The 23,191-nt window shown below is 53.4% G+C and carries 21 protein-coding genes; 8 read left to right on the forward strand and 13 right to left on the reverse strand.

Features of this window, described 5'->3' with window-relative positions; genetic code table 11:
• Nucleotides 1-4: 4 nt before the first annotated feature.
• On the forward strand, nucleotides 5-1,501 hold the full coding sequence (locus EUU25_RS16215; protein WP_158902828.1) for a CoA-acylating methylmalonate-semialdehyde dehydrogenase: 1,497 nt from the start codon (nucleotides 5-7) through the stop codon (nucleotides 1,499-1,501).
• 5 nt (nucleotides 1,502-1,506) lie between these two features.
• Nucleotides 1,507-2,376 carry a 3-hydroxyisobutyrate dehydrogenase gene (gene mmsB, locus EUU25_RS16220; protein WP_158902830.1) on the forward strand — a complete coding sequence of 290 codons (870 nt, stop codon included), beginning with the start codon at nucleotides 1,507-1,509 and terminating at the stop codon, nucleotides 2,374-2,376.
• A 9-nt stretch (nucleotides 2,377-2,385) separates the two neighbouring features.
• On the opposite strand, the gene rfbA is transcribed toward mmsB, so the two are convergent.
• The 10 genes from rfbA to EUU25_RS16270 all read right to left on the reverse strand — a co-directional run bounded on the left by rfbA (nucleotide 2,386) and on the right by EUU25_RS16270 (nucleotide 12,438).
• Nucleotides 2,386-3,252 (reverse strand): glucose-1-phosphate thymidylyltransferase RfbA, encoded by an 867-nt coding sequence (gene rfbA / locus EUU25_RS16225; protein ID WP_158902832.1) that lies wholly within the window; start codon nucleotides 3,250-3,252, stop codon nucleotides 2,386-2,388.
• Nucleotides 3,253-3,274: 22 nt separating this feature from the next.
• Nucleotides 3,275-4,141, reverse strand: a complete 867-nt coding sequence (gene rfbD, locus EUU25_RS16230; RefSeq protein WP_158902834.1) for a dTDP-4-dehydrorhamnose reductase — start codon at nucleotides 4,139-4,141, stop codon at nucleotides 3,275-3,277.
• A complete protein-coding gene (gene rfbB, locus EUU25_RS16235) occupies nucleotides 4,141-5,223 on the reverse strand; it encodes a dTDP-glucose 4,6-dehydratase (protein ID WP_158902836.1) in 1,083 nt (360 codons plus the stop codon). Before rfbB ends, rfbD begins: the two co-directional genes overlap by 1 nt.
• Nucleotides 5,220-5,789, reverse strand: a complete 570-nt coding sequence (rfbC, locus tag EUU25_RS16240) for a dTDP-4-dehydrorhamnose 3,5-epimerase (protein ID WP_158902838.1) — start codon at nucleotides 5,787-5,789, stop codon at nucleotides 5,220-5,222. The genes rfbB and rfbC overlap by 4 nt, the downstream gene beginning before the upstream one ends.
• 118 nt (nucleotides 5,790-5,907) lie before the next feature.
• Nucleotides 5,908-6,963, reverse strand: coding sequence for a cell wall hydrolase (locus tag EUU25_RS16245; protein ID WP_158902840.1), 1,056 nt, complete (start codon nucleotides 6,961-6,963; stop codon nucleotides 5,908-5,910).
• A 101-nt stretch (nucleotides 6,964-7,064) separates the two neighbouring features.
• Entirely contained in the window at nucleotides 7,065-7,721 is a 657-nt protein-coding gene (locus tag EUU25_RS16605; RefSeq protein WP_246162797.1) for a PEPxxWA-CTERM sorting domain-containing protein, read from the reverse strand.
• 581 nt (nucleotides 7,722-8,302) lie between these two features.
• On the reverse strand, nucleotides 8,303-9,091 hold the full coding sequence (locus EUU25_RS16255; RefSeq protein ID WP_158902854.1) for a CpsD/CapB family tyrosine-protein kinase: 789 nt from the start codon (nucleotides 9,089-9,091) through the stop codon (nucleotides 8,303-8,305).
• Nucleotides 9,092-9,110: 19 nt separating this feature from the next.
• Nucleotides 9,111-10,571, reverse strand: a complete 1,461-nt coding sequence (locus EUU25_RS16260) for a GumC family protein (RefSeq protein WP_158902856.1) — start codon at nucleotides 10,569-10,571, stop codon at nucleotides 9,111-9,113.
• Complete coding sequence (locus tag EUU25_RS16265; protein ID WP_158902858.1) at nucleotides 10,571-11,821, reverse strand: hypothetical protein; 1,251 nt, start codon at nucleotides 11,819-11,821, stop codon at nucleotides 10,571-10,573. Before EUU25_RS16265 ends, EUU25_RS16260 begins: the two co-directional genes overlap by 1 nt.
• On the reverse strand, nucleotides 11,818-12,438 hold the full coding sequence (locus EUU25_RS16270; RefSeq protein ID WP_158902860.1) for a polysaccharide biosynthesis/export family protein: 621 nt from the start codon (nucleotides 12,436-12,438) through the stop codon (nucleotides 11,818-11,820). The genes EUU25_RS16265 and EUU25_RS16270 overlap by 4 nt, the downstream gene beginning before the upstream one ends.
• Before the next feature lie 253 nt (nucleotides 12,439-12,691).
• On the opposite strand from EUU25_RS16270, the gene EUU25_RS16275 reads away from it, so the two are divergent.
• The 4 genes from EUU25_RS16275 (at nucleotide 12,692) to EUU25_RS16290 (ending at nucleotide 17,995) form a co-directional block, all read left to right on the forward strand.
• Complete coding sequence (locus EUU25_RS16275; protein WP_158902862.1) at nucleotides 12,692-14,221, forward strand: tetratricopeptide repeat protein; 1,530 nt, start codon at nucleotides 12,692-12,694, stop codon at nucleotides 14,219-14,221.
• A 2-nt stretch (nucleotides 14,222-14,223) separates the two neighbouring features.
• Nucleotides 14,224-15,660, forward strand: a complete 1,437-nt coding sequence (locus EUU25_RS16280; protein WP_246162801.1) for an undecaprenyl-phosphate glucose phosphotransferase — start codon at nucleotides 14,224-14,226, stop codon at nucleotides 15,658-15,660.
• Between the two features lie 258 nt (nucleotides 15,661-15,918).
• The gene (locus tag EUU25_RS16285) at nucleotides 15,919-16,980 is read left to right on the forward strand and encodes a glycosyltransferase family 2 protein (RefSeq protein ID WP_246162803.1); all 1,062 of its coding nucleotides are present in this window, start codon (nucleotides 15,919-15,921) and stop codon (nucleotides 16,978-16,980) included.
• Nucleotides 16,970-17,995: a glycosyltransferase family 2 protein gene (locus EUU25_RS16290; protein WP_158902866.1), complete on the forward strand. Its 1,026-nt coding sequence runs from the start codon at nucleotides 16,970-16,972 to the stop codon at nucleotides 17,993-17,995. The genes EUU25_RS16285 and EUU25_RS16290 overlap by 11 nt, the downstream gene beginning before the upstream one ends.
• Before the next feature lie 46 nt (nucleotides 17,996-18,041).
• Here EUU25_RS16290 and EUU25_RS16295 read toward each other — a convergent pair whose 3' ends face one another.
• On the reverse strand, nucleotides 18,042-18,281 hold the full coding sequence (locus tag EUU25_RS16295) for a hypothetical protein (RefSeq protein WP_158902868.1): 240 nt from the start codon (nucleotides 18,279-18,281) through the stop codon (nucleotides 18,042-18,044).
• Nucleotides 18,282-18,418: 137 nt separating this feature from the next.
• On the opposite strand from EUU25_RS16295, the gene EUU25_RS16300 reads away from it, so the two are divergent.
• Both EUU25_RS16300 and EUU25_RS16305 read left to right on the forward strand, forming a co-directional pair.
• On the forward strand, nucleotides 18,419-19,825 hold the full coding sequence (locus EUU25_RS16300) for an O-antigen ligase family protein (RefSeq protein WP_158902870.1): 1,407 nt from the start codon (nucleotides 18,419-18,421) through the stop codon (nucleotides 19,823-19,825).
• On the forward strand, nucleotides 19,822-20,619 hold the full coding sequence (locus tag EUU25_RS16305; protein WP_158902872.1) for a WecB/TagA/CpsF family glycosyltransferase: 798 nt from the start codon (nucleotides 19,822-19,824) through the stop codon (nucleotides 20,617-20,619). The genes EUU25_RS16300 and EUU25_RS16305 overlap by 4 nt, the downstream gene beginning before the upstream one ends.
• Before the next feature lie 56 nt (nucleotides 20,620-20,675).
• Here EUU25_RS16305 and EUU25_RS16310 read toward each other — a convergent pair whose 3' ends face one another.
• Nucleotides 20,676-21,851 (reverse strand): glycosyltransferase family 2 protein, encoded by a 1,176-nt coding sequence (locus EUU25_RS16310; protein WP_158902874.1) that lies wholly within the window; start codon nucleotides 21,849-21,851, stop codon nucleotides 20,676-20,678.
• Nucleotides 21,841-23,058, reverse strand: a complete 1,218-nt coding sequence (locus EUU25_RS16315) for a glycosyltransferase (RefSeq protein WP_158902876.1) — start codon at nucleotides 23,056-23,058, stop codon at nucleotides 21,841-21,843. Before EUU25_RS16315 ends, EUU25_RS16310 begins: the two co-directional genes overlap by 11 nt.
• Nucleotides 23,059-23,191: the final 133 nt, after the last annotated feature.

A 23,191-nucleotide genomic window follows, 5' to 3' on the forward strand; every position in this document is an offset into this window, starting at 1 on the left:
ATTTATGCGGCAGGTCGATCATTTCATTCATGGCGGTGCAGGCGCGGCAGGAACGCGTTTTGCCGATATCATGGACCCCAATAATGGCGGCGTTCAGGCGCAGGTTGTGCTGGGTGACCGATCCGTGCTGGATGCCGCTGTGGCCGCCGCACAGGCAGCGCAACCCGCATGGGCCGCAATGAACCCGCAGCGCCGTTCGCGCGTGATGTTCGATTTCAAAGCCCTGATCGAAAAGCATATGGACGAACTTGCCCATATGCTGAGCGCCGAACATGGCAAGGTCATCGCCGACAGCAAGGGCGATATCCAGCGCGGACTTGAGGTTGTGGAGTTCTGCTGCGGCCTTCCGCATGTGTTGAAGGGGGAATATACCCATGGCGCAGGACCCGGCATCGATGTCTGGTCGATGCGCCAGCCATTGGGCATTGGCGCAGGCATTACGCCGTTCAATTTCCCCGCGATGATCCCGCTGTGGATGGGTGCGGTTGCGACCAGTGTCGGCAATGCCTTCATTCTGAAGCCATCGGAACGCGACCCGAGCGTGCCCAACCGTTTGGCGGAACTCTTTCTGGAAGCAGGCATGCCTGCCGGGATTTTCCAGGTCGTGCATGGCGACAAGGAAATGGTCGATGCGATCCTCGACCACCCGGCCATCAGCGCAGTCAGCTTTGTCGGTTCTTCGGATATCGCGCATTATGTCTACAACCGCGGCGTTGCTGCGGGCAAGCGCGTGCAGGCCATGGGCGGCGCGAAGAACCACGGTATTGTGATGCCCGATGCCGATCTCGACCAGGTGGTCAACGATCTGACAGGCGCCGCTTTTGGCTCGGCTGGTGAGCGCTGCATGGCGTTGCCTGTCGTGGTGCCGGTGGGCGACGATACTGCCGAGCGGCTGAAGGCCAAGCTCATTCCCGCCATCGAAGCCTTGCGGGTGGGAATCTCGACCGATGCCGACGCGCATTATGGTCCGGTGGTGACCGCACAGCACAAGGCGAAAGTCGAAGGCTGGATACAGACCTGCGTCGACGAGGGCGGCGAGCTGGTGGTCGATGGCCGGGGCTTCAAGCTGCAGGGGCATGAAGAAGGCTATTTCATCGGCCCGACGCTGTTCGACCATGTCACCACGGATATGGAAAGCTACAAGGAAGAGATCTTCGGCCCCGTGCTGCAGATGGTACGCGCCGCCAATTTCGAAGAGGCGCTCGCGCTGCCGAGCAAGCATCAATATGGCAATGGCGTAGCGATCTTCACCCGCAACGGCCACGCCGCGCGCGAATTTGCGGCGCGGGTAAATGTCGGCATGGTGGGCATCAACGTGCCGATCCCCGTGCCAGTCGCCTATCACAGCTTTGGTGGCTGGAAACGCTCGGGCTTTGGCGACACCGATCAATATGGCATGGAAGGCATCAAATTCTGGACCAAGGTCAAGAAGATCACCGCCCGCTGGCCTGACGGTTCGCCGGACGGCACCAACGCCTTCATCATTCCGACAATGGGGTAAGCTCCATGAAAATCGCGTTTATCGGGCTGGGCAATATGGGCGGCGGGATGGCTGCGAACCTTGTGAAAGCAGGGCATGAGGTCAGCGCGTTCGACCTGTCGCCCGAGGCGCTTACCCGGGCGGAGGAGAATGGCTGCGCTGTCTTCGGCACCGTGCAGGAAGCCGTAACCGGCGTCGATGCCGTCGTATCAATGCTTCCCAATGGCGCCATTGTCGACGCGGTCTATGGCGCGGATGTCATCGGCCAAGCGCCGCAAGGCGCGCTGTTCCTCGATTGCTCCACCATTGATGTGGACACCGCGCGTAAAGTAACAACGGCTGCAGAGGCCGCAGGCTATGCGATGGTCGACGCCCCGGTATCGGGCGGAATCGCCGCGGCCAATGGCGGCACGTTGACCTTCATGGTCGGTGGCACAGACGATGCCTTCGCGCGGGCCGAACCAATATTGGCGGCGATGGGTAAGGCGGTTATCCACGCGGGAACGAGCGGCGCAGGGCAGGCGGCGAAAATCTGCAACAACATGCTGTTGGGCGCTTCGATGATCGCGACTTGCGAGACGTTCAGACTGGCGGAAAAACTCGGCCTCGATCTCCAGACCTTTTACGACATCTCGTCCAAGGCATCGGGTCAGAACTGGTCGATGACCAGCTATTGCCCCGTTCCCGGCGTCGGCCCCCAAAGCCCCGCGGATAACGGCTATCAGGGCGGCTTTGCAGCAGCGCTGATGTTGAAGGACCTGAAGCTCGCGATGGAAGCGGCAGACTCGGTCGATGCCGAAGTGCCCATGGGCGAAAAAGCCGCCGCGCTTTACGAGGCTTTCGCCCAAAACGGTTCAGGCGGCATGGATTTTTCGGCGATCATCAAAACGCTTTAAGGGCAGCTATCACTTTTGCGCGAGATCCAGCAGATATTTCCCATAGGCTGTTTTCTCAAATAGCCTGCCCCGGGCGATAAGCTGGGTCTTGTCAATAAAGCCCTGCAAATAGGCGATTTCTTCGAGGCAGGCGATTTGGGTGCCGGTTCGTTTCTGGATCGTGCGTACAAATTCGCTCGCCTCAATCAGGCTGTCATGCGTGCCGGTATCGAGCCAGGCATAGCCCCGGCCCATCCGTTCCACGTAGAGCTGATCGGCTTCCATGTAGATCCGGTTGAGATCGGTGATTTCAAGTTCGCCGCGGGCAGACGGCTTTAGCTGACGTGCATATTCCGCCGCGTTTCCGTCATAAAAATAGAGGCCGGTAACCGCCCAGTCCGATTTGGGCGCGGTCGGTTTTTCTTCAATGCTGATTGCGCGTCCGTCGCTGTTCAATTCCACCACGCCATAAACGGTAGGATTGTCGACATGGTACGCAAACACCGTGGCACCCGTGGTTCGCGTCCGGGCATGGGATAGAAGTTCGCTAAAGCCGGCGCCGAAAAATATATTGTCACCCAGAACAAGCGCGGACGGTTCAGTACCTATAAAATCGGCTCCGATATGATAGGCCTGGGCAAGACCCTCTGGCTTGGGTTGAATGGCAAATTCGATATTCAGGCCAAGCTCGCGGCCATCGTCGAAAAGACGCCGATAATTATCAATATATTCGGGCGAAGAAATGATCAGAATGTCACTAATTCCCGCCAGCATCAGCGCCGACAACGGGTAATAGATCATCGGCTTATCATAGATAGGCAGCAGCTGTTTGTTGACTGCCAATGTCGCGGGGTGAAGGCGTGTGCCGCTACCCCCTGCTAAAATAATGCCACGCATAGAATAATCCCTGGTACGATATTTAACGAAAATGTTCTTCCAATATGCTGTCGACCGCATGTTGCCAGCTTTGAGCTTCTATTCCAAAATCCCGCGCAAGCTTCCGGGTAGCCAGTCTCGAATTGGCAGGCCTGCGGGCAGGAGTAGGGTAAGAGGTCGTCGGTATCGGCGTAAGCTGTGGTGCGCGAACGCCAAATTTTTCCGCTTGTTTGAAAATATAGGCGGCCAGCTCAAACCAGCTTGCTTCACCCTGGTTCACGAAATGCCATGTCCCGCTTTTGTCGCGCAACTGTTGCGCGATCGTCAGGACCGCTTGGGCCAAGTCGCCGACGCTGGTTGGGTTCCCGACCTGGTCCGATACAATCTGAAGTTCATCGCGCTCACCACCCAAGCGCAACATTGTCGTCAAAAAATTTCGGCCCTTTGGGTCCAGTAACCACGCCGTGCGGACAATGGCGTGCTGCACACCTGTGGCGCGGATCGCATTTTCACCGGCCAGTTTAGTCATACCATATATTCCAAGAGGATTTACCGGATCATCTTCATCATAGGGCGCCTGCTTTGTGCCGTCGAAGACATAATCGGTCGAAACATGAATGATCGGAATGCTCCGCCGCGCGCATTCCTCCGCCAATATTGCCGGCGCAGTGCCGTTGACGGCATGTGCGATTTCCGCGTCGCTTTCAGCCTTGTCGACGGCGGTGTAAGCCGCGCAGTTGATTACACCGTCCAGATTCTGGGCGGCCATGCTCGCTCGGATAGCGTCGGGATCGGACAAATCCATCTCGGAGCGCGTCGGACAAAATATTTCGAAATCCAGATCTTGGGATAGCTCTGCCACCGCCCCGCCAAGTTGTCCGGTGGTGCCGGTAACCAGCCAACGACCCATCAATCCGGGACCCCGGTTTTTTGAAGACCCAAGCGGTCACCCTGATAGGCACCGGACATGATGTCTTCCCACCATGTGCGGTTATCGAGATACCATTGGACTGTTGCGCCTATGCCGTCTTCAAAACTGTGCTTCGGTTTCCAGCCAAGCTCATTTTCCAATTTTGTCGCGTCGATCGCATAGCGGAAATCATGACCGGGTCGATCGGATACGAATGTGATCTGGTTTCGGTAACTGCGCCCGTCCGCCTTTGGACTAAGTCTATCAAGCGTGTCGCAAATTGCTTCGACAACAGCGATATTGGTCCGCTCGGACCGCCCGCCAATCATGTAGCTGTCGCCGACCTTGCCCTTTTCAAACACGGCTTGCAGCGCCCGAACATGATCGTCCACATAAAGCCAGTCGCGCACATTGTCGCCGGCGCCATAGACAGGCAAATTTTCACCGGCCAGGCATTTGATGATCATCAGAGGGATCAGCTTTTCCGGGAAGTGGAACGGACCGTAATTGTTGGAGCAATTTGTAATCAGTACCGGCAAGCCATAGGTATGGTGCCACGCCCGGACGAGGTGGTCCGAACCGGCCTTGCTTGCCGAATAGGGTGATCGCGGATCGTAAGCCGTTTCCTCGGTGAAAAATCCGTCTTCGCCCAATGCCCCGAATACTTCGTCCGTGGAGATATGGTGAAAGCGAAAACTTTCCTTTGAAGCGCCGTCGAGGGACCGCCAATAGTTCAGAGTTGCCGAAAGCATCGAAAAGGTTCCGACAAGATTGGTCTCGATAAAAGCTGCGGGCCCGTCGATTGAACGATCCACATGACTTTCAGCCGCCAAGTGGGTCACGACATCGGGTTTGAACGACCGGAGAATCTCGGTGATTTTTGCCGTGTCGCAGATATTGGCTTGCACGAAATCGTAACGATCCGATTCCGCAACGGATGCGAGAGATTCGAGATTCCCGGCATAAGTCAGTGCGTCAACATTCAGCACATTGTGCGAGGTGTTCTGGACCAAATGGCGCACCAAAGCCGAACCGATAAATCCGGCACCGCCAGTGACAAGGATGTTTAGCGGTTGGCTCATTTGGGAACTTTCAGCGGCTGGAGCGGGTTGCCATCATAAGGGAAGTCGATATCTGCTTCCTTTAACATCGGCAATTTCCTGTCCTTTTCAGAAAGCAACGGAGCCCGGCCTTGGAGAGGCCAATCAATGCCGATTGTGCTGTCATCCCAGGCTATTCCGCCATCTGCCTCCGGTGCGTAATAGGCGTCGACCTTATACGCAACCTCGGTATCATCTTCCAAGGTGAGGAAGCCATGGGCGTATCCCGATGGAATAAAAAGCTGCTCTCCCTTTTCGGCGGTTAACTCCGCGCCGATCCATGCGCCGAAAGTCGGTGAATCGCGACGAATATCCACCGCGACATCGAATATGCGGCCTCGTAAGCACCGCACCAGCTTGGCTTGAGCGTAGGGGATGGACTGATAATGAAGTCCGCGAATTGTCCCGGCCTGTCGTGACAGTGAATGATTGTCCTGACAAAAATCAGTCACGATACCCAAATCGGCATAACGTTGTCGGGTCCATGTTTCTACAAACCATCCGCGCGCATCTGCGAAAAATCTTGGAATGATCAGCTGGACCGTCATGACATCCGCTCAAACGTGCTAACTGAGTTCAACAATATTGGTTCGATCATTAACGAGTGTCCGCTTTCGATGGCTTTGGTCAAACCGATATATTTCGGCATATTCACGTGGTTCCGGCTTATTGGCGATCTATCAAAAGTGACGGACCGTCCGCGCGAGTACCGACCCGATTCTTATCTACGATGAGCCCGCTGCCATTGACGATGCCAGCTTTCTCTTTTCTGTTCTGGTTTTCGGAGATTATCCGTGTCTGCGGAGTGACCAGCAAGCCGGTCTCACTTTTAGCATCGTGTAATTCGGTGCTTAAGGGGCGCTCCATTTCGATTGCAGCCGCTACATCCGCATCGGCGCCAATATTCACGAAAATCTCTTCAGATACCGGGGTCGAACCGGCGACTTTCATCTGTGGCAGTTGTTCAATTCCCGAATAGCGGTTCCGAAACGCCGCCAGGGTTCCGTTACGTCCCGACCACCTGTAAAAAATGTGCGAACCGACTGTCCTGAGCTTTGAGAGGCTGGAGCTCCAATAGGGGACGACCCAGATGGTGTGATAATGCGTGGCCAGCCCGACGCTCGGCTCCACATAGCCCGCAAGCGCCCGTGCTGCGATAGCCTGCGCACGTGCCCAACCCGCCTGTGACGGACGCCGCGCGAGAGAGCCGTCGCATGTGAAGCTGAACTGGCAACCTGTGGTCCGTTCGGACCCTTGAAAAACGACGCCACACACGCTGTTGGCATATTCAGGATGCCTGACGCGGTTCAATACCACCTGGGCAACGGCGCGCTGTCCTGTAACACTCTCTGAATCCGCCTCATAATAGACGGCGGCTGTCAGGCACTCGATCGCCAGCATTTTGCTTCGCGCGGATATGGATGACGACTGGATGGAAAACGGCAGAGCAGGGACGATTGGCTCTTGCGTGTCCGGTACTGCGGCGTTGATCGCCACTGCCGCCTCCGGGTCGACATCTTCTCTAAAGCGAAACTGGATGGGTTCGGATGCCGGGGGCTTCGCCGCTTCCTTGCTGTCCTGCGAAATTCGCCAGATGCCTATCGGTGCTGCGATAGCTGTATAGACGGCGCCAACCGCAACCGAAAGCAGCAGTCCCACCGCTGCGAACAGCGCGAAAATGCCTACCGATCTAGATGCATATTTGGCTTTGGAGCGCAGCATGTCATCCCGTCAACTTAATGGGCCATCTTCTTAACAAGAAAGAGGCCAGCCATCATGTGGCCAGCCTCCAACTCAAATGCAATTGGTAAGATCAGCAGCTGTTATGCAAACTGGAAACGTACCCGCGTTTTGGCCCGGCTGCGCATTGCGAAACCGATGGCGCCAAAACCAAGAAGCATCAGCATCCAGGTGCCGGGTTCAGGAACCGCGTATACGGCGTCCATATCCGCTCTCAATGCAACGGGATTAACCCCACCGCCTGCTTGGTTGAATACGTTGAATACGACGGTGTTCGTTCCAAAAAGGAAATTACCGCCCGTGTTCAGCGCGATGCCCGCGCCGTTGAATGACGTATTGCCCGTGGTTACCGGGTTGGTGATCAGTACCCCGTTCAGCAAAATAGATACGATATTGTTATCGGCCCACAATGTTCCGATCAACCGTGCTGTCGACAGCTGCGCAAACGCTGGGATCGTGAATACGCGTGTGAAGGCAAAGGTCGTGTTACCTGGCTGGTTGGTCGTGGTTTCCGGATAGATATATTGGGCGCCATTCACAGGGGCGTTGTTCGGCGCGTTGTACGTAACTGGTACGGACGATGGAACAACAGCCGTTGTGGTGACATTCGTCGTCAGGTTTGTCACCGTCCAGCTGCTGTTAGTGTCCAGCGACTGCGTGATCTGGGTGGCTGCAGAAGCAGCGGTAGGAAGGGAGACTGCGGAGAAGGTTAACGCCAATGCCAATGTGTGCTTAATCATGTTTAGTCCCTTTTTATCCAAACAAAGCCTTATTCAAGCGAAGCTGGGACACATTATTGCTGCGTCCGCACATCGAAATTCCGACTTATTATACTTGGTCTAACCTTTGTTGCGGCCAGACTGTTCCTTACCAAATGCAATTTCTTTCAAGTAATGAAACTGCACTTCAACTAAACCACACCTTCCAGTTGGAATGCCCTTCGACACAACTGGGCAGGGTAACCTACCGATCTATTTGATGTTCGCAGTTACAAGGATATGCCCTGCGATATATTTTTGTTAACCGCATTAGATAAGGTCGGGTATTTACTATCCGTTAACTAATGTCAACAGCCTGCCGCAAAATAAATTGTGCAGTGCGGCATCGGGGATTGCCATCGGTCACTCCCGTAGCGGTAGGACGATTATAAGATATTGAAAATGCTAAAAATATATAGGGTTCGTCGAACGTGGTCTGCCTATGAAATCTCTTGTAAAATCAGACGAACCGAAATCAGGCGGGGTGCCGCACGCACATAATCGTATCGGTCGGTTACCTATATCCGAAGATGTGGCGAAGATGCGCGGAAACATAAGAAAAATCAGGTTTTTGTGCTGTAATAGCCCTCATATTTGCCGCCATATCCATAGGGATCGCCAACTCCGCCGTTGAAACGATTAAATACAGTTCCCAAAAGCGGCGTAGGTTCAATGAATTGCAGGGCGCTTTGAAGTTGCTTTTTAGTTGTAACGCCCTGTTCGACAATCATCACCACGCCGTCCAGCTGACCTGCGACAAGGATGGCATCGTCATTCGCAAAGATCGGCGGCAGGTCGACAATGACGATAGCGTCGGCGGGCAATGCGCGCATGACTGCGATCAGCGATTCAAACCGATCGCCGACCATCAACTCGGCTGAATTGACCATCGCGGGGTAGGACGGGAACACGGCGAGATTTGTGGTCCCGATGCGGCGACCTATGGATTTGAGCTCGACATCATCGCCCATCAGAAATTCGGTTAGTCCGACATTGCCTCTAATTCCGAAGATACCGGCGACGGATGCGCGCCGCAAATCGAGATCAAGTAAATAGGTTTTCCGGTTCGAGAGCATCCCCAACGACGCGGCCAGATTCGATGCGACAAAGGATTTGCCGGCACCAGGCGCCGCCGATGTGATCCCGATCAGCTTACCGTGTGTCGGCCCCAGCTTCTTGATGATTTGAGCCCGGAGCAGGTTGAAAGGCCGCGACCTTGCATCATTGGAGTCGACGGCGACCAGCTTGTCGCTCGACTGCGCGGGGTCCAAAACGTCCAGGGTTTCGAGAAATGGTACATTAATCAGACGCTTTTCGTCGTTAAATGCAATCCGTCCATATGGTTCGTTCATTGTACCAATCTTTCGTAAATTAGGACGATTGCCTGCGGCGGAAATTGGTCATTCTTGCCCAGACCCGGCTTGCCCAGCCCATCGATGCATCGCCTACACCGGGAATCGTCGGTATCGAAACAAGGGGTGCAAAACCGGTGGCCGCCTGAATATCAAGCACATCGCGGACGGGGCGTCTGATTATTTCGATCAACAATATCACCATCAGGCCAAGACCAAAACCCATTCCAAGTCCGCCCGCGATGAGTATCGGGCGATTGGGGGATATGGCTTTATCCGGAACGACGGGCGGATCGATGACGGACAAACGCTCGCCCTTCTGTTCATTCTCGGCCTTCGCGTTCGATTGCGCAGCCATCAGGCGCGTGGATACGCCTTCATATTGCTTGTTCAGGGCGTCCAGTTTCTGCTGCTGCTGGGCGACTTCTTCGAGGATAAGCGGCGCGCGGGCTTGCGCGCCCTGGATCGCCGAGATGCGCGAGCTTTCCTGCGCCTTTGCGGATTGCAGGGCGCCGATCTGGGCGTTGTTGGAGGCGATCTGCTGGTCGATCGTGTCCTGCGGCAGCTTGGCCAGATTATCCGCCGCCAACCGCCGTGCCTCGGCCAGACGTCGCTTGGCAATGGCGATGTCGGGATGGTTTTCCGAATAGCGCGCTTGCGCCGCCGCGAGCTCTGCCTGCGCGCTGGCGACCAGCGGATCGCGTTCGGACGAGGATTTACGCGCCTCCCGTTGGGCGTTCAGCTGGATATTTTCGCGCTGGAGGGCGATGATCTGCGCGTCATATCCGCCGGATTGGCCAGCGAAAATCGACATGCCCGTGCTCGACAGAGCCGCTCCATTCGCGCCCTTGACCTGTTCGATCGAGCTTTCGAGCGCGGATATCTGCGTTTGTAGGGCGGTTGCCTGCTCGGTGAGGAACTGGACGGTGTTCGTCGCTTGCTCCGAATTTTTCGTCGCATCCAGCAGCAGAACCTGCTCGGTCATATCCTGCGCAACGGCCTGAGCCTGCGCGGCGGTCTCATAATCGAAGCTCAGCGAAAAAGCGACGGTCGAGGATTTGCCGTTGCCCGCTTTCTGGAACTGGGCCGAGACCGCGTCGATTGCAGTGGACGTACGCATGTCTTCCACAATTTCCGACAGGGATTTGCGCGCGCGGTCCTTGGTGTACAGACGATGTTTCTGGATAAGCTCGATCAGTCGTGGTCGGCTCAGCACCTGTTGGCGGATTTTCGCGATGCGCTGATCGATGATATCCATGTCCTGCGTCCCCGCCACGTCTTCGGGCAGCAAGGGCGATTCCACCAGAAGGGTCGCCGTCGAGCGGTACATGGTCGGCAACAGAAAGGCAGCCGCAATGCCGGCAATGAGGCACAGGATGGTCGGAATGATAATCCAGTAGATGCGCTGCCTTATAATTGCCGGCAGATGCGCCAGCAGATTCGGGGACATGTCCTCATCTTCAAAGGTATCGCGGCCCATTACACTCTTCCAAATTTAAGGGTTAGCCCGACCAAAGCCTGCACATTGGATCGTTTGGCAAAGGTTACATCGGAACTATTTGCATAAGATGTGGCAACATGGATCCGCGCACGATCATTCAGACGACGTTCCACACGGCCAAACATGCGCACCGTTTCCAATTTGGTAGTACCGCCCACCAGAGGTGCGGACGCCACCGAATAGCTTGTTCCCGATTGCAGGGTATCGCGGCTTGAAAGCTTGACGCTGTAATTTGTTCCAAGCGACGTTTGGGTGCGGATGCCGCCCAATGCGGTTGGAATAACCTGCCTCTGGGCATCCACGCAAAAATTGTCGCGTGCACCACGGTAACAAACAGACCCCGATCCGGCAAATGCCGTCACGTTGAGCTTGCCCGTGGCTGTAACAACCCGTGTAATCGAAGCACCAGCCGTGGCGTTGATGACAAGCTGTGCCGTCAGGCGGGCTTTGAGCGACAATCGCGGGGATGAGATATGGGCGTCGCCAAACCGGATATATTTGAAGTCGCCGACGCTTTCTTCATACATTCCGCCGATCGAGACTTTGTCGTTGATCTGCCTTGAAAAGGCCAGGCTGTGGGACACAAAATTATAGTCGTTCAAGCCGCTATTTTTGCGATAGCGCTGTAAACTGACGTTGCTTGCAAAAGTCAGCTGGTCAAACCGGTTCGGTTGAAAAACAACCGAGGCACCCGCCGTCACTGCTTCACGACGCGTTTGCCGCCCCAACAAGGTAATGTCGTTCAGGATGACGTCGGGCGGAGGCGGGGTCTCAGGCGCTTGCGGCGGCTGCAGCGGTTCTTCCGCTGTTGGCTGCAATGCGTTCAGGTCGCTGTTTGATACATTTGATACGACGGACACATTGGCCGCTAATGTCGTGCGGGCATCGACGCGATGACGTCCCGAAATCGTTGCCGATACATTTTGGACAGATTTGTACGTGCCGGCATATTCGACATGCTCTACACGCGCCTGCAGGGCGATTTCGGAAACCCCGTCGGAATGCTTGATAGCTGGAGCAACTTCCAACCTGAATGAAGCCACTTCCGGGTCATTATTGACCCCTAAAAATGGATTGCTATCGAACGCGGTCGACGTTGTCAGCGTGGCTCCACTTTGCGTATCCGCATAAGCGGGGGCTGGCAAAGCGGCATGGCCAAAGCCGGCAGCTGGAATAGTCCAGATGCCTGCCTTAAAATAATCACCAAAGCGCGACCCGGTTTCACTCATGGGACAATAACGGTGTCACCGCTTTCGATCATCAGGATGTTCTTCGCCGTTTCGGCGTCGACAGACCGATTTCGCAAAATGTCTGCGAGCTTTGCTTTAATCATCACAAGTCCGCCCGCTGTCTTGCGCACGACCACAATATTGTCGAGATTGGCAAATTCATCTGTGCCGCCCGCAAAGCTTAAAGCTTCGAGCAAAGTGACATAGCGACCGGGCGTAAAGGTCCCCGTCGACTTCACTTTTCCAATAACGGAAAATTGCAGTCCCGACGGGTTGCGAACCGATACGGTTACGTTGGGAACTTTGCCATCGAAATACTGACTTACCAATCCCGCAGTGATTTCTTTTTCCACTTCGACCGAAGTCTTTCCTGCGGCCTTGATAACGCCGACCAACGGATAGCTGAACGTTCCATCCGGCAAAATTTTTACAACTCGTTGCAACTGTTCTTCTCTCCAGACATGAATTTCAAGCTCATCTCCGGGATTGATTCTGTAAACTGGCAGGTTGGTTGCGGCGGCAATTGTGCCTTGAGGCGCTGCCCGCTGCATGGCGCAAACCGGCTGTACACCTAGCGCAAATGCGGCCACGCAGAATAGAGCCAATGCTCGTTGCATCACGTACCTCTTGTCATTTTTTGAAAATTATTGCGTCTCATGGACGAGATTCGGCATCGAAAGTCAATGTCGTTAACTCGCTACTAGCGCTTCTTGGCGCTACTCTCTAGTAACAATTTATAACCCACATCTGTTCACCAACATCCTGCATGCGATCGAGTCTGGTTTGAGAATTCCCAACGCTTTTCGAAACATTACCCGATTCATTCTGATATGCTGTCTGGCATCGTTATCGGCGAGTTGCGGTGACAAATTGCAAAAGGCATCCGAATTTGCAACGGTTGCCGAACAGCAATTTGCAGGTGGGGACTTGGAGGCCGCACGTCTTAGCATTCAGAAAGCAATTGCAACTCGAGACGACGTAGCCGCCTATTATATTTTGCTGGGACAGATCGAGGTTCAATCGCAAAAGCCGGTAAGCGCGTTCAACGCCTTCTCGCTTGCTCTAGATCTTGAAGCCGACAATGTTCAAATCCTTCAGAGTATTGCTGACCTTGGATTGCAAACGGGACGTGTCAAGGAAGCCGAGGAAGCGGCTGATCGCATTTTGATTCTCGCTCCGGGTTCGCCTAATGCGCTTCTGGTGAAAGGTTTCATCGCAATCGACGAAGGTCGGTTCGATGTCGCACGCAAAGCCGTCGAGGATATTTTATCCTTCAACGCCCAGGATGAAGGCGGAATCATTTTGTCCGCTCGCATCGATGCCCTGCAAGGAAAGCCACAAGAGGCACTCGCAAAAATTGATGCGATCATAGGGCTGATCGGCGAGACCAGCGCCCTGAATGCCACGCGCCTGGAAATCTATCGTTTGTTGAGGCAGCCTGCACGGATGCTCGAATCGTTGTCGGCGTTAATCCAAAAAGCAGATGCAAATAACGAATATCAACTGGATTACCTGAACTTGCTTTATAAAGTTGGGAAACAGGATGAAGCACGCAACGCTGCGGTGACATTGCTGCGTGATCCAAAGCTGAACCGCGATCAAACCGTCAAGATCATCGATATCTGGAACGAATATGACGCTGATCCCCTAACGGCGGCTCAAATTTCCTATTTTGCGAAAGATGGAACGCGCACTGCCCAGATTTTGCTTACGCGTCATTTCCTGAACACGGGCCGCACGGATATCGCTGCCCGAATAATAGCGAAACTCGAAAAAGGACAATCACCCGAAGCGCTCGGCTTGATGGCGCAGATACGATTGGCAGAAGGCGCATCTCGTACCGCTTATGGAATCGCCGATCGCATTTTGGAGGTCGATCCGCGGAACGAAGATGCGCTGATTGTTCGCAGCGCCAAATATATAAAGGAGAAACGATTCGATAAGGCGATTGCGGATGCCAGCATCGTTACGAGCGATGCGCCACAAAATCCGAATGGTTATGTGGCTTTGGTGAATGCACTTGCCGCCAAGGGAAGCAAGATCCGGGCCCGGCAAGTCTTTGAACAGGGGATGGAATTTCTACCGCAAAGCCGGTTGCTGGCGATGCATTACAAAGAGCTTCTTCTTCGGTGGGGCGATAAGCCCAGAATTGTCTCGCTCGATAAGGAGGTCGCACTGGCCAGTCCGTCTTCGACAAAAAGCTGGACTATCTTCAGTGAATCCTGTTCACGCTTTGGCGACGGGCTCTGCGCGAAAGCAGCAGAGCAGGGTCTGGCAAACGCGAAAAACAGCTATCTCGTCGACGATCCGCCCGGAACCCCACGCAGAAGGGGGTTGTTTGCCCGAATAACACCAGAAAAAATTTGCGCGACCACAGGGGGCATATGCACGGAAAGCTAGGCGTGACGTCCAGAACCGCGAGCGGCCATATCCGCTTCACAACGAATGTGCTTCGGTCGCTGGGTATTGCGAATGATGTTCTGTGCCTGCTGATCGCCTATGTGTTTGCATTGATCGTCTATGAAGTTTCGATCGGCTATTATTTTGACGCACATTTGCATCGCACAGGTGCGGTTATATTGGGCGTCAATTATCTGCTGATTAAAGTGTCCCGCGATGGCTACACCATTTTTCGGGGGCAGGGTGAGGACCTCGGTAGCACGTCCATTGCCGATTTTTTACTGGCATCCGGCCTGACGGCCTTGGTGGTTCTTCAGCTGGGAATGATGCCTGAATTCTCGCGCGGGCTCGGGCTGTTTTTTATCGGCTTTGGTGTCGTGCTGCTGTTTCTGAGCCAGATGGCATTTCGTCGGCTGATCTGGATATTGATGGACAGAGGGATAGTCGGGCAACGTGTCGCCATTTATGCACCCGACCGGGCCATTGTCTCCAAGGTCAACCAACTGCTCGATATCGAGCGTCTGCCCCATCTGAAGATTATAGGTTACGCAGACGACCGCATCGGAGCGAAGAAATCGTCGGTCGATTCGATTCAATATCTGGGAGGGTTCGACGCTCTGCTTGAGCTGGCGCAGTCGGGAAAACTGGATCAGGTCATATTGGCGTGGCCGGATATCGAGCAGGACCGGCTGGATTTCATTGCCGAATCCTTGAGCTCTGCCTCCATCGATTTATGCCTGCTACCCCGTGAGACGACCGAGATATCGACACGGTACAAGGTCAATTTTCTGGGCTCTGTGCCCGTATTGGCCATCTGGCAACAACCGATCCGGGATGTCGATGGCCTCTTGAAAGAATCCATCGATCGTTTGAGTGCCTTGATTGCCCTGATCGTGCTTAGTCCTTTGCTTTTGATGGTGGCCATAGCGATCAAGCTGGAAAGCAACGGTCCGGTCATATTCCGGCAGAAGCGTTTCGGGTTCAACAATAATGAAATTTCGGTTTTGAAATTCCGGTCCATGTATGTCGACCGGCAAGACAGCACAGGGGCCAAACGAACCGAGAAAAATGATTCCCGCGTGACCTATGTCGGCCGATTAATCCGCCGGACGAGCATCGATGAATTGCCGCAACTCGTCAATGTGTTGCGCGGCGACATGTCGCTGGTCGGGCCCCGGCCGCATGCGACGAAAATGAAGGTCGGCGACAAATATTATTTCGATGCCGTAAAAGGGTATGCGGCCCGCCATCGGGTCAAGCCGGGGATTACCGGTCTGGCACAGGTACGTGGTCTGCGCGGCGAAATCGCAACCGTAGAACGCGCGCGCAAGCGTGTGGAATATGACATGTACTATATCGAAAACTGGTCCCCTTTGTTCGATATCCGGATTATCCTGGAAACTTTTGTAAAGCTGGTGTGGGACAAACATGCCTATTGACCCGGCTTCTCCCTCAGCGACTGTTCCGGATTGGAGCCGCGAAGAGAAATCGACCTTTGAATGGTCGCCCTCCCGGTCCTTGCTGGCAAGCTTGCGGAGCTACCATCGTTGGAAACCGCGCGGCAGTTTAGGCTGGCTACCAACCAAAATCGCGATGTTACGCCATCGTTTCTGGTCCATTATCACCGGATGTGAAATACCCTTGAACACGCAGGTTGGCGGCGGTTTGGTAGTGCCCCATCCGAATGGCTTGATGTAATGTCCGGTGGAACTGGTCTTGCGGTGATCATCGTCAACTACCGCACAGCGCATCATTCGATACAATGTGTGCGGACGTTGGCCCGGGAAAGACAGTATCTCCGCGATCTGGAGGTGGTGTTGGTCGACAATGCGTCGGGTGACGGGTCGCCTGACATCATGGCAGGGGCGCTTGCCGACCTGATCGATGCAGGATTTGTCCGCTTATTGCCTCTGGATTTAAATGGCGGGTTCGGGTGGGCGAACAATCAGGCCATATTGGAATTGCTAGATCGTACCAATCCCCCCCAATTCATCATGCTGCTCAATCCGGACTGCACCATAGAAGAGGGTGCCGTCGCGTCGCTTCGCGAAGAACTCATGGCGCATGACAGATGCGCGGTGGCGGGTAGCCAGCTTCTCAATCCGGACGGCAGCGTATCCGGGTCGGCATTCCGGTTTCCTACCATCGGCCGGGAACTGGTACGTGGCGCGGGTATTGCCGCAGTCGGGCGTGTGCTTGGAATTGCTCCCACATTGATTTGCAGCGATCGTGCGTGTGAGGCGGAATGGGTCACAGGCGCAAGCTGCCTGTTCCGCACGCAGGCCTTGATCGAAAACGGACTGTTTGATGACGGGTTCTTCCTCTATTTTGAGGAGGTCGAACTGATGTTCCGGCTTCGCCAGGCCGGATGGGCTATTCGTCACGTGCCTGCCAGTAGGGTTTTCCACATTGGTGGCGCGTCGACTGGCGTGCGGGAGGGCAAGTCCCTCTCGACGCCATCTTTGCCGCTCTATTGGTTCCAGTCGCGCCGGCGTTTCCTGACCCTGGCATATCGGCCGCTTGGCGCTTGGCTGGCAAGCATCGCTTGGCTTGCGGGCGTTGCGCTCTCCCGGATCGCAGCGCTTTTTCAACCGTCCCGATCCGGTGCCTCCAGCATAGCCGATGTCCGTCACATGCTGGATTATGGACTATATCCAGATGAAGCCGACCAGATGGCTGCGATCATTTGGAAAGACGGTCCCAAGGGGCAGCCGCCCTATTGGATGCGTGCCGGAAAGCAGGTGAACCATGCCGGATAGTTCGTCCGCCGCGCCGGATCGGTTGGGAATTGTTGTGATTGGCCGCAATGAAGGCGAACGCTTTTGTGCGTGCCTTGCGTCTTTGCCGCCAGCTATTCCTGTGGTTTATGTCGATTCCGGTTCTACAGATGATAGCGTGGAGAACGCCCAAAGGGCGGGCGTTCATGTTGTCCATCTGTCTGCGGAGTCCGGATTTACTGCGGCGCGCGCGCGGAACATGGGGTGGCGGGCGTTGCTTGCAAAGTTCCCCGATCTTGAATTCATACAGTTTATCGATGGGGACTGCTCGCTGGACCCGAACTGGCTTGGGCATGCGATGGCCGAGATTACGCTCGATGACGGGCTTGCCATTGTATTTGGCCGCTGCCGCGAGCGCTATCCTGAAAGGAGCATTTACAATGCCCAATGCGACCGCGAATGGGATGTCCCGTTGGGCGATGTACGGAGCTGTGGCGGCAATGCGTTCATCCGCGTCGCGGCTTTGGTGCAGGTGGATGGCTATACGGATCTTCTGATCGCCGGGGAGGAACCGGACATGTGTTTGCGCATGCGCAAGCATGGCTGGGTAATCCGGCGGATATTACCGGAAATGACCCTACATGATGCCGCGATCCATAGCTTTGGGGCCTGGTGGAAAAGGGCGAAGCGGGCAGGGCACGCCTATGCCGAGCATGTGTATATACATAAAGGGAATGCAGACCCGGACTGGGTGCGCGCACTGGCCAGCATGGTGGTCTGGGGGGTGGTGCTTCCGGGGCTGTTTGTTCTGGGCTTGGGTCTGGGGTTGCTTGTGCACCCCTATTGGGCATTTCTCTCGCTAGCTGTGGGAAGTGTTTTCACGTTGCAGTTTTTTAGGCTATCGAGACAGGGGAAAGCAAAGGGGCTAACCCCAAAAACCGCACGACTGGAAGCCACGCTGTTGTTAGTTGGTAAGTTAGCACAATCCACCGGAACCCACCTTTTCCTACTGAAAAATTTAACGAAAAGTCGGACAGCCATTATGGAGTACAAATAACGAGATGGGGATTGGAGTCGAAAAAACAACACTCTGGCAACTCGTTTCAGAAGATTATGACGCGAATGGACGAGACTGGACGAGACCCGGCTTTCGGGCTCTTGCGGTTTACCGGTTTGGCGTTTGGCGTATGAGTATTCGTATCCCGACCATCAGGAAATTGGCGAGTTTTTTCTATCGGATCGGGTATCGCAGGTGCAGAAATATCTACGGGATTGAATTGCCGTATACGGCAAAGCTCGGTCGGCGGGTTGTGATTGAGCATCAAGGAGGCATTGTCTTTCACGGTGCCACCTCCATTGGGGACGGCACAATCATCAGGCAGGGTTGCACGTTCGGGATTCCAGCAAAAATCGTACCGCAGCGTAAATCAACGAATTCCCGTCGACAGACTATGTAAAAAGGGAAAGCATCATTCCAAATTTGATTGCATATTCTGCGCTGGCGATCTGGCCTGTCGTGACATTCCTGTTGTTTCAGACATTGTCTTCAAAAAAGGCGATTGTCTGGGCGACTTTGGGAGGCTTCCTGTTGCTGCCCGTGGGCACTTGGTTTGATGCTCCTGGCATGCCCAAAATCGATAAAACCGTGGTTGCCAACTTGTCCTTATTGGTGTGCGCCCTGCTATTCGCGAAGTTCAGGATACTGCGCCTGCCGAAAAGCAAGCTGCTGATCGGATTGTTGGCCTTATATGTGCTTTCCCCAGTCGTCACCACTCTCAGCAATCGAGATCCTCTGATGTTATCGGTAAGCATGCTGCCTGGCATGACACTGTATGATGGTGCCAGCTTGCTTGTTCGGCAATTAATTGAAGTCACACCATTTTTAGTCGCTTTTAACGCCTATAAAGCTGAACAAGATATTCGCGGTTTATTGGTGGCAATCATAATTTCTGCCCTCGCGTATTCGGTTCCCATACTGTGGGAAGTTCGCATGAGCCCGCAACTCCACGCCCAACTATATGGTTTCTTCCCGCACGACTTTTCGCAACAAATGCGCGCCGGAGGATTTCGGGCTGTTGTATTTTTGGGTCACGGCTTGGTGGTTGCAATCTATATTGCAATGGCGCTTGTCGCTGCGATCGCGCTTTGGCGCACTCGGACAAAAATTATAGGAATACCTGGCGCGGCCTATACGAGCGTGCTGCTGATCGTTCTTATTTTATGCAAATCGGCCGGCGCATTGATACTGGCTATCTTTGTCGGTGCTGCTTCTTACTTTATGCGATACCGGAATATAATTTCTGTTCTTGCGATAAGCGGCCTTATAATTGTCTCTTATCCTGCTCTTCGCGGTTTCAATATCATACCCGTGAATAGCATAGCTGCGATGGCAACATCGATCAGCAGTGATCGCTCCTCATCTTTCAGAACACGTATTGAAAATGAAGACATTCTGCTCGAAAAAATTTCCGAAAAACCATTATTTGGCTGGGGAGCGTGGGGACGAGGAAGAATCTATAAGACAGATTGGACGGGTGACTTTGATTACGATGCGACAATCACGGATGGTAGCTGGATAATCATCATGAGTACCTTTGGTTGGGTTGGATATATCGCGTGTTTCGGACTGCTCGCGTTTCCTACGGCTCGCGCTCTTTATCGGCGAAAGCGGTTTGATAAATATCCAAGTTTCGTTGCGCTTCTAGCTGTGCTTGTCGTGAACTTATTCGACCTATTGCCTAACTCTTCTTTGACACCTTTGACGTGGTTGATTGCAGGTGCCTTGAGCGGTTTTGACCCAAGGTCGGTAAGGGGTGCGTTATCGCGCAAGGAGTTCTCGAGAAGCGAAGAAAACAGCGCGGCGACTGCGGTTGGAACTGCGAAATGACCGTGGACGACAAGTCGATGAGTGGCTCCCTAGTTGTACCTACGCTGCGGCAAAATATATCCTTCTTGAACATCGACTTTAATACGAGTTCGCGTCAGGATATCTTAACTGCATTATGTGAGCTTTCAGCGTCTCGATCTCATAGCTACATAGTTACTCCGAACGTCGACCATATAGTGATGTTGGACGGGCTACCAGATATCGAAATACGAAGACGTTTCGCGGATGCTTATCATAGGGCCGTGATAAGACTGTGTGATAGCCGCATCTTATCGGCGTTGGCGCGTTTGCGGGGGATTAACCTCCCGGTGTTTCCGGGTAGTGATTTGACCGCTCATTTGGTCTCCGAGTGCTTCGATGAGCGGGTTAAGGTCGCGATCGTGGGAGGCACAGTTACATCGCTGATGAAGTTGCGGGGGCTTTTCCCATTGCCGAATTTCGTTCAGTTTGTACCGCCGATGGACGTGCTAAATAATCCAAATGCCATCGCCGAAATCACAGACTTCCTCTCTGCTGCGCAAGCGGATTTTGTTCTGATGGCGATAGGAGCGCCGCAGAGTGAAATAATAGCAGATATTTGTCAGCGTGACGGGAGATTTGGCGGGGTTAGTTTGTGTATCGGCGCGTCGATTGAATTTCTGACGGGTGAAAAGCAACGGGCTCCGATCTGGGTCCAGCGTGTAAGTCTAGAGTGGGCTTATCGACTACTGACCGAACCGCGGCGTCTATGGCGCAGGTACCTCATAAGGGGGCCAAGAATTCTCAAGATTTTTATTCAAGGCGGGGTCAGATGACTACCGTGTGGATAACTATTCGGAAATTTCAGCTTCACGAACCGCGAAGAAACCACCTATCGTTCAGTTCGATTCCAGCCCGGGGTTATACCGCGAACCAGCTTCAAATAAATGGGTAGTTTCCATAAAAGATAGACAGGAAGCTTCAAAAGTGTGGATGCTTCGAGCCATCTATGACCTCCAAATATCCACGCGAGAATAATGGCTAACATGGCCAAGCAAAAAGCGAATAGCAGAACCGTAAGAGGAATAAGTTCGCCGGTCGCGAAGGCCGCAAGCGCTGCATATACTAAAGTTAACAGGGTTATCCCAAAAAGAAGTGCGACGGGCGGGACCATAAGATGCAGTCCCAATAGAAAATGTTTCCAGTTTAGCGAAGAAGCACCTTTCCATAGGGAATCGATCCCAAATTCACGCGCGGTCGCAATGAAGCCATGTTCCCAGCGTGCTCTTTGATCTAAAGTGGCACCTTCGCTAGCGGGTATGCTGGTCACGAACGCTTGTTCAAGATAGATGGGTGCGGTTCCTGAGCCTGTCAGATAAACCGCCAGACCGAGGTCCTCCACAATATTTGAAGTGGCCAATGGAAGGTCTTTAAACAACTGCCATGGAAACGCCATTCCTGTTCCTGTTAGAAGAGCGGCACCTCCTAAACGTTGAGATCCGCGCTGACGCAACACGTTCTTTACCCAAAAAGCAAAATTCGAAATTTGGACCATCGGCGAAGAATACAAGCTGGAGTTTAGTGTATATCGAGCTTGGACCGGACGCGTTGCTTTCACGCAATAGCGGGAGAGATCGCGAATTGATTGCTCATCTGTAATACAATCAGCGTCAATTATTATGACACAATCCGGAGGGTTCTTTTTGAGTTTGTCACGCCCGAATGCCAACGCATAACCCTTTCCACGGCAATTCGGGTCTGTTCGATCAATAACTTCAAATCCAAAAGATTCGACGATCTCGCTCGTTCTGTCGCTGCAATTGTCTGCTACAACCAACAGCCTAATGTCTTTGGAAAGGATTGGTTTTAACTTTTCAAGTGCATTGCCTATCGTAAGCGCTTCGTTATGCGCAGGCATTAAAATGACTGTTTTTTCTACATTGCCCGCGATGGGAAAAGGTTTGGGCGCACTTAATCCTAGCAGTGTTTCAATTGTAAATATCGCCAAAGCAATCGAGAGTGGTGTGATGAGCAACCAAGTGCTCAGGATCACCAAGTTATTGGTCATGTGCATGGTACTTTACGATTAGCTCGAACAACTCTGCACCATTCTTCATGGAATCATGAAGAGAAACCACACGTTCGCGACCTGCTTTGCCCATTTCGGATAGAGTTTGAGGAGGGGTTTGCATCGCGGTTTTTAAAGCTTCCACCAGTGCATCGACAGAACCCGATGGAATAAGCCATCCGCTTTGATCGTTCACAAGTTCGGGTGTGCCAGCAATAGCCGTGACAATCACAGGGACTTCGAGAGCCAACGCTTCCATGATGACAACTGGTAGTCCTTCCGCGAAACTCGGGAGCACCATAGCTTTTGAATCGAGAAGGGATTCGACAATTTCCATGGTGCTAGCCCATCCTACCAAGTTAACATAATCTTGCAGATCGTAATCGCGGATCATGTTTTCTATTTGTGGCTGCATTTCTCCGCCGCCAATCAATTGGATCGTAAAACGATATCCGTCATCTTTCAGAATGGCAGCAGCTTGGATGAGTAGCGGAATCCCCTTTTGTCCGCTGAGACGCGCGATCGATGCAAATTGTGTTTTCTCATAGGTCGGCTTGGAACGATTGTTCAAAATAAAATTATCATCTACTCCGCACCGAATGACCTCGATTTTTCCCCAATCTTGATAGTTGGCCCAGCGCATGAGTTGCCCCTTGCCGAAATTGCTTATCGCAACTGCGAATAAGGCGTCGGATATCTTGCTGCGCAAATCCAATTCGATTGGTCGGTCAAATTCATCAGGTCCATGTACTGTGAAGCTAAATGGTGGCCCACCCAGCTTATAAGCTATTTGCGCCACAGTCGCAGAATTTGTGCCGAAATGGGCATGCAAGTGCTTTACATTTTGTTCTCTAAGCCGTCGGGTAAGCCAAGCAGCTTCGGCAATATATGCAATACGTCGAATGAGATCACTTGGACGAAAGCTGGACCCGGCAAATGCTACGCGCACTGCATCCGCGAACTTTATTGGCGATGCCAATGCTTTGATGAACATCTGTAAAACAAGGCCAAACCAATTGTTTTCGAGTATTACCTCTGTTTTTTCGTATTCGCGTTTGTCCCTGATGTCCGGTAGCAATTCTGGATCGGAATTCCGCACCGAGAAACGGAAAACGGTCCCTCCTGCACCTTCGATTCCCGCTATCTCTCGCCGGATAAAACTGTGGCTTATGGCTGGATATTTATTGACGAGGTATGCGATGTTCAATTCAATACCTTAACGAAAAGTGAGGCAATTCCAGCTTTACTATACCAATATGTATGGCCCTAACACATACCGAAGAGCTAACCTTCACTAATGCCAGGCAGCAATTACCCCAGTGCCTAAATAACATTTGATC

The sequence above is a fragment of the Sphingorhabdus lacus genome, assembly GCF_009768975.1.
In the GTDB taxonomy this organism is placed as follows: domain Bacteria; phylum Pseudomonadota; class Alphaproteobacteria; order Sphingomonadales; family Sphingomonadaceae; genus Sphingorhabdus_B; species Sphingorhabdus_B lacus.